Source organism: Aliivibrio sp. SR45-2, from assembly GCF_963890165.1.
Taxonomy (GTDB): domain Bacteria; phylum Pseudomonadota; class Gammaproteobacteria; order Enterobacterales; family Vibrionaceae; genus Aliivibrio; species Aliivibrio salmonicida.
Genome location: NZ_CAWPRC010000012.1, coordinates 1 through 3,434 on the forward strand (window position 1 = coordinate 1; position 3,434 = coordinate 3,434).

Annotated in this window: 3 protein-coding genes; 1 reads left to right on the forward strand and 2 read right to left on the reverse strand. The window is 32.3% G+C overall.

The genetic code is table 11. The features are described from left to right. The coding region (locus tag AACV33_RS00695; protein WP_182700653.1) for a hypothetical protein at positions 1 to 880 on the forward strand (880 nt) is incomplete at its 5' end. A 75-nt stretch (positions 881 to 955) separates the two neighbouring features. Here AACV33_RS00695 and AACV33_RS00700 read toward each other — a convergent pair. Continuing rightward, positions 956 to 1,711 (reverse strand): hypothetical protein, encoded by a 756-nt coding sequence (locus AACV33_RS00700; RefSeq protein WP_182700654.1) that lies wholly within the window; start codon positions 1,709 to 1,711, stop codon positions 956 to 958. Continuing rightward, positions 1,704 to 3,434 (reverse strand): hypothetical protein (locus AACV33_RS00705; RefSeq protein WP_182700655.1); only part of this gene is annotated, 1,731 nt, incomplete at its 5' end. The genes AACV33_RS00705 and AACV33_RS00700, both read right to left, overlap by 8 nt.

The window sequence follows — 3,434 nt, forward strand, 5'->3', positions numbered from 1 at the left end:
TAGTGGTAACACCTCTCGATTTGATGGCAGTCAAAAAGTGACGTTAGTACTAAGTAATTCAAAGGATGCACAAACGGAAACCGTGGAAGCTAATGTTCAAAGTGATGGCAGTTGGAGTATGGCTGTTCAAGATTTAACAGGTTGGCCTGATGGTGAAGTAACAGCGACAGTCACTGGTTCAAATCAACACGGTATTGCTGCTGAAGCGGTGACAGAGACGGCTCAATTATCAACAGCTAAACCAACGGTTTCAAGTGTTACGTTAAATCCGGTAACACCGTCAAATGGTGATAGTGTTCAAGTAACTATCCGATTTAATGAAAATGTCTCTGATGTAAGTGGAACTTTAGATCAACCAATTGACTTTTCATCAGTAACAGCACCGACAAATGAATGGGTAGGGACAATAAGCTCTTTAAATGTAGGTGTTGAAAGCTATAAAGACTTAATCGTTTCTGCAGATTATGAAAATATATCAGGTAATTTGGGTGACCAGTATACAGAGCAAGTTAATGTTACTCCTGTCATCGTTCTAAATATTATTTCTGGAGATGATGTTGTTGGTAATAGCGATTCCGGTAATTTAATGATTACAGGCACAAGCACTGGTTTTTCAGAAGGCGATGATATTGATATTCAAGTTCAATCTGTTGACCAACCACTTAAAAACTTTAGCCAAAAAGTGCAAGTCGAAAGTGACGGAACTTGGAGTACAACTGCTGAAGATATTTCGGGATGGAATAATTCCGATGTAATTGTCACCGTTGATGGCATAAATACTTCAGGAATAAGTGCCGCGACAATAGATAAAACCGTCACTTTAGATAATAGCATTGCTTTTGTGTATAGAGGTGATTGGTTGAATAAAAAAGTAGCGTAATTGCTTTATTGTTGATATGAAAATGCCAGTGAATTCACTGGCATTTTAAATTAACACATAAAAAATAATTTCATTCTAGTCTTTACGAGTTTTTTCTAATATGATAAGACCGTTTTTTGTAACAGTTAACTTTCCACTTTCTGCGTTAATAATATATTTATAATTTCCATTTTTGAAAATGAAATAATGACCATCAAATTCTCCTGGCAAGTTAATTTCAATAACATCATTTTTAATGTAATAATATGTATATTCGGAACTGTATATATTATTGCAAATTACGGATGTAGAATTATCATAATTATTTAATGAGATAATGGTTGAATCACAAATGTTATTTTCTTTATTCCACGTAAATATTTTTGATTTTATTGTATTAGGGGTAACGTTACTTTTATTAATTAATCCAAAAAAATAAAGAATTGAATTTATATCTTGATTTTTATTTGAAATTATTTTTTTTCTTAAGATTGTTTCTTTGTTTTCTTTGTTTTCTATTATATTGAAACCATAATAGTATTTATCATAGGATATGTCGATCATTGCTTTTTTATATATTTCACCATCAGTTAAGTACATAAGGAAGTAAGCTTCGTAAGTAGGATTATAACTAGATATATTTAAAAGGTAATACCCTTCACCGATATTTTTTATTTTATAATCTCCACATTGATCAAAATGAGAAAATTTATAATTGTGCTTATTCACTGAAAAGTTGTACTTGCAGTAGGGGCCTTCTTCGGTATTTTTGATTTGCTTTTGTGTTAGATTAATACCTGCAAATGTCGAAGTAGCAGCTAAATAAAAGATAAAAAATAAATATTTATGCATTGACTTCTTTCTCCGCGTTTAGATTTAAAGTTTTATTGTTTTTGTAATAGTTTTTTTGAATCATTGAACTATCCTTTAAATAATATTTATCAAATTTAAATTCATTAGGTATAAATGAACAATTTATGAGTTTAGCTAGTTTATTTAAATTATCTTTTCTTTCTCTAACATGATTATACCCACCGTTTATTGAAACTGTAACACGATAAAAATCATTTTTTGTAGCATAAGGTCGAATATCGCCCCATGCACTACCATTGCACCAAAACCAACCGGCAGAGTCAACTGCGAGTTCAAGGTTACTAGCTACTTTCTCAACCATATCGTTAGTTAATTCAGATATGTTAACATTAAAATAATCAGCATATTTATCGTTATGAGTAATCTGGATTAACCCCCTACCATGATAAAATGCCCCGCCATGATATTTATTCCATTGGCTAGGATATTTTCCATTATAGTAATACTCTTCAGCTGTTTTAAATAAATCACTTTCAACAAAAGATTGTGATAAAAAATGAATTTTATTTAAGCAATCATTTATATTATATTTCTTGAACATTTTATTTAGTACGGTTAAAAACTCTTCAAGTGTAACTTGTTTCATACTCTGATAGAGAGATCGTTCGAAAACCGAATTTCTTCCATTCAATATTTTTATTAAAAAATCTTTTGTAAGGTCTTTGTTACAAAAACAGGCTCCATTATACTTGTCTTTCATAGCTAAAGGCCAAAAATGCCATATTTCTTTTGGGATATTTAACTCAGAGGCATCTTGCATCCAAGCAAACTTATCGATTCGCTCTTTTTCATGGTCAACGAGTTTATCATGGGCTTCTAATACCAATTTCTTATAGTCAGAACTGTCATATTCATCTCGACTAATAAATCTAGTAATGAGCTTATCCTCTAATATTTTTCGTCCCGCTTCGACAATGCTGTTAAACATATGTGAATTTGATTTATCGTGCCATTCACTGGCATGTTTGACTATCAGTTTCTCAAATTTTTCTTGTTTTGTATTCAAATAAACTTTGAGTTCTTTAGGTGTATATGATGAAAAATCGATCTTGGTTCCATCTTGTGTTGTTTGAGTTATTTGTTCTGCAATTTCTTTAAATAACAAATTACTATCATCTAAAGCCCCAGAGCTTGAACTTCCATCAATAAGAGTAAAACCATTCGATTCCGCATTTTTTGGCCCAAGGCTCTTTAAAAAGAACTCGGGGGGCTGCTTAACTGAGAATACTTCAATATGAACTCGGTTATCTTCTTGCTTTGTCGCATGAGTGTCTTGACTGTATTCATGTAAGCCCATATAACCAATATCATCACCCGCTTCAATTGAAATTATAGCCTCAGGAGGAATAGGGGTGTTGTTAACGTTTGTCGTAGAGATAACTTGAACGGATCCATCTCTGATTTGAGCTAATGAATGAGACATCCACTTTGGTTCACTCATTGGTTCTTTAGATACAACTTTAGGATTGTCTAAAATATCAAAAGGAGAGTTAAGGCCAGAAGCAAACCAAACCGTTTTACCTTGAAGACTTTTTTGTTTAGGGTTTGCGTTATTACCTACAGAGATTACTCGACATTTAATTGTGTTGTAGGTTTTTGAATTTATAGCATAAGGCTTGGTTGTTTTCTCTTCAGCATATAGATATTCAAATACGGAATCGGCAGGTAAAGAGATTGTAGATTCATGCTTATTACGTTCAGG